The sequence below is a fragment of the Microbacterium sp. CPCC 204701 genome, assembly GCF_004010105.1.
Lineage (GTDB): Bacteria > Actinomycetota > Actinomycetes > Actinomycetales > Microbacteriaceae > Microbacterium.
In genome coordinates this window covers 1-2,801 of sequence record NZ_RRYE01000378.1, presented here as the reverse complement: position 1 = coordinate 2,801, position 2,801 = coordinate 1, and the positions used below count along the sequence as shown (strand labels likewise).

Here is a 2,801-nt window from a genome sequence, read left to right as displayed (position 1 = left end):
CGCCGGTGCCGGCGCCGGCGGTGGCTTCCAGCGTCCCGGTGGCGCGCCCGGCGGCTTCGCCGGTCGTCCCGGCGGTGGCGGCGGTCGTGGCCGTGGTCCCGGTGGAGGCACCGCAGGTGCCTTCGGCAAGGGCGGCGGCAAGTCCAAGCAGCGCAAGTCGCGTCGCGCGAAGCGTCAAGAGTTCGAGATGCGGGATGCCCCGGTCGTCGGCGGTGTCAACGTCCAGAAGGGCAACGGCGAGATCATCCGTCTGCGCCGCGGCGCGTCGATCTCGGACTTCGCCGACAAGCTCGAGGCGATCCGCGGCTACACCGTCCAGCCCGGCACGCTCGTCACCATCCTGTTCAACCTGGGTGAGATGGCGACCGCGACCGAGTCGCTCGACGAGGCCACTTTCGAAGTGCTCGGCGCCGAGCTCGGCTACAAGATCCAGATGGTCTCGCCCGAGGACGAAGACAAGGAGCTCCTCGAGGGCTTCGGTCTCGACCTCGAGAAGGAGCTGGAGGAGGAGAACGAGGAGGACCTCGAGATCCGCCCGCCGGTCGTGACCGTCATGGGCCACGTCGACCACGGTAAGACCCGACTGCTCGACGCCATCCGCCAGAGCAACGTCGTCGCCGGCGAGGCCGGTGGCATCACGCAGCACATCGGCGCCTACCAGGTGTGGACCGAGCACGACGAGATCGAGCGCGCGATCACCTTCATCGACACCCCGGGTCACGAGGCGTTCACCGCCATGCGTGCCCGTGGTGCGCAGGTCACCGACATCGCGATCCTCGTGGTCGCGGCCGACGACGGCATCATGCCGCAGACGGTGGAAGCGCTGAACCACGCCCAGGCGGCGAACGTGCCGATCGTGGTCGCGGTGAACAAGGTCGACAAGCCCGACGCGAATCCGGCGAAGGTGCGCCAGCAGCTCACCGAATACGGTCTCGTGGCCGAGGAGTACGGCGGCGACGTGCTGTTCGTCGACGTGTCGGCTCGCCAGGGCACCGGGATCCAGGAGCTCCTGGACGCCGTGCTGCTCACCGCCGACGCGGGGCTCGACCTGACGGCGAATCCGAACAAGGCTGCGCGCGGTGTCGCGATCGAGGCGAAGCTCGACAAGGGCCGCGGCTCCGTCGCCACGGTGCTCATCCAGTCCGGAACGCTGCGGGTGGGCGATGCGATCGTCGCCGGCACGGCGTTCGGACGTGTGCGCGCGATGATCGACGAGAACGGCGATCCGGTCGAGGAGGCCTACCCCTCGCGTCCGGTGCAGGTGCAGGGTCTGAACTCGGTGCCGCGAGCAGGCGACACGTTCATCGTGACCGACGAGGACCGCACCGCCCGTCAGATCGCCGAGAAGCGCGAGGCGGCGGAGCGCAACGCGCAGCTGGCGAAGGCCCGCAAGCGCATCTCGCTCGAGGACTTCACGCGTGCTCTCGAAGAGGGCAAGGTCGAGTCCCTCAACCTCATCATCAAGGGCGACGTGTCGGGTGCCGTCGAGGCGCTCGAGGAGTCGCTGCTCAAGATCGAGGTCGACGAGTCGGTGCAGCTGCGGATCATCCACCGCGGCGTCGGCGCCATCACCGAGTCCGACATCAACCTGGCCACGATCGACAACGCGATCGTGATCGGCTTCAACGTCCGCCCCGATACCAAGGCGCGCGAGCGTGCCGCCCGCGAGGGTGTGGACGTCCGGTTCTACTCGGTCATCTACAACGCGATCGACGATGTCGAGCAGTCGCTCAAGGGCCTGCTCAAGCCGGAGTACGAAGAGGTCCAGTCGGGTGTCGCCGAGATCCGCGAGGTGTTCCGCTCCTCGAAGTTCGGCAACATCGCCGGTGTCATCGTCCGTTCGGGCACGATCACGCGCAACGCCAAGGCGCGCGTCATCCGCGATGGCGTCGTGATCGCCGACGGTCTGGCGATCGAGTCGCTGCGCCGGTTCAAGGACGACGTCACCGAGGTCCGCACGGACTTCGAGGCGGGCATCGGTCTCGGCAAGTACAACGACATCCAGGTCGGCGACGAGATCGAGACCACCGAGCTGGTCGAGAAGCCCCGCGGCTGAGCGTCGCGGACGTGAGGGGCGCCCGTCGCGGGCGTCCCTCACGCGTCAGAAGGAGTGATCATGGCTTCAGAACGTCAGGCGAGACTCGCCGACCGCATCCGCGTGCTGATCGCGGAGCGTCTCGAGAAGGGGCTGCGCGACCCGCGGCTCGGCTTCGTGACGATCACGGACGTCCGGGTGACCGGCGACCTGCAGCATGCGTCGGTGTTCTATACCGTGCTGGGCTCCACGGAGGAGCGCGCGTCGACCGCCGTCGCCCTGAAGGCGGCGACGGGGATGCTCCGCAGCGAGGTCGGACGCAAGCTCGGGGTGCGCCTCACGCCGACCCTCGAGTTCATCCCCGACGCGATCCCCGAGAACGCCGGTCACATCGAGGACCTGCTGCGCGAGGCGCGCGAGCGCGACGAGTCCGTCGCGGGGCTCGCGGCGACCGCGACGTACGCGGGTGAGGCCGACCCGTACGTCAAGCCGCGTGAGTTCGACGACGAGGACTGACCGCCGCAGGGCCGTCACGCCGGCAGTCGCAGCATCCCGTCCGCGGCCTCGGCGAGGCCGTCGGCGATGAGCGAGTCGATCGCCCGATCCCGCTGCCGCGGGTCGGGCCAGTCCGCGACGACCTCATGCAGCGGCACGGCGTGGGCCGAGGCATCCCGGAGCGTCTTCAGCACCGCGCCGCGCGCCTGCCGGTCGCTGCTCTCGTACCTGGCCTGTCGCCGGCGCTCGTCGCCGGTGTCGGGGCAGCCCG

Annotated in this window: 2 protein-coding genes and 1 pseudogene; 2 read left to right on the top strand and 1 reads right to left on the bottom strand. The window is 69.3% G+C overall.

What is annotated here, in order from left to right:
- Positions 1-2,056: translation initiation factor IF-2 (gene infB / locus EIO58_RS15640; protein ID WP_127820284.1), on the top strand; the 2,056-nt coding region annotated here is incomplete at its 5' end.
- Positions 2,057-2,116: 60 nt separating this feature from the next.
- Positions 2,117-2,551, top strand: coding sequence for a 30S ribosome-binding factor RbfA (gene rbfA, locus EIO58_RS15635; RefSeq protein WP_127820283.1), 435 nt, complete (start codon positions 2,117-2,119; stop codon positions 2,549-2,551).
- Positions 2,552-2,565: 14 nt separating this feature from the next.
- Here the strand turns inward: rbfA and EIO58_RS15630 are convergent.
- Positions 2,566-2,801: pseudogene (locus tag EIO58_RS15630) on the bottom strand (A/G-specific adenine glycosylase); the annotation flags it as partial.